The following is a 226-nucleotide window of genomic DNA, read 5'->3' as shown; positions in this document are numbered from 1 at the left end:
GCACCGACTGGTTCCAGTGGCTACGGTTGGGGATCGGCTCCTCGAAGAACCAGCGCTGGATCGGCGTCAGCGACAGCGCCCCGCCGACGCTGCCCTGCTCGGCGGCCGGGGCGGCCGGAGCGCCGGCGTTGTTGCGGGCGGCGCGGGCGAGCGCCTCCAGGGTCTGATGCTCAAAGACGTCGCGCGGGGTGAAGGCGAGACCGTGGCGGCGGGCGCGGCTGACCAA

General features: G+C 73.9%; 1 protein-coding gene. It reads right to left on the bottom strand.

Features of this window, described 5'->3' with window-relative positions; all coding sequences use genetic code 11:
* Positions 1-226: hypothetical protein (locus TSH64_RS35900; protein ID WP_348770325.1), on the bottom strand; the 226-nt coding region annotated here is incomplete at both ends.

The sequence above is a fragment of the Azospirillum sp. TSH64 genome (genome assembly GCF_003116035.1).
GTDB lineage: Bacteria > Pseudomonadota > Alphaproteobacteria > Azospirillales > Azospirillaceae > Azospirillum.
Note: the sequence above shows the minus strand (reverse complement) of the source record. Positions and strands in the feature narration are given on the sequence as shown.